Source organism: Ferrovum myxofaciens, assembly GCF_000735045.1.
Lineage (GTDB): Bacteria > Pseudomonadota > Gammaproteobacteria > Burkholderiales > Ferrovaceae > Ferrovum > Ferrovum myxofaciens.
Genome location: NZ_JPOQ01000540.1, coordinates 1 through 253, shown reverse-complemented (window position 1 = coordinate 253; position 253 = coordinate 1). Strand labels below are relative to the sequence as shown.

At 53.4% G+C, this 253-nt stretch carries 1 protein-coding gene; it reads left to right on the top strand.

The window, feature by feature from the left end; genetic code table 11:
* Nucleotides 1-253 (top strand): transposase (locus IV91_RS0115005; RefSeq protein ID WP_031599593.1); only part of this gene is annotated, 253 nt, incomplete at both ends.

Genomic DNA, 253 nt, shown 5'->3' with positions numbered 1-253 from the left:
AGCCGGAATGCGAAATTATCCAAGGGCGTAAAGTTGCCCGTTTCCAATAATTTACGCAAAGCCTACTGGAAAGTGGGTCGCGTCACTGAACATGCCGCCAACGTCCGCAAGGACTGGCAGCATAAATTCACCACCTCCATCGTTCGCGAGAACCAAACGATTGCGATGGAATCCCTGTATGTCCGTGGCATGACGGCTAGTGCGAAAGGAAGTGCTGACAAGCCCGGATCGAACGTCAAGGCCAAGTCAGGCC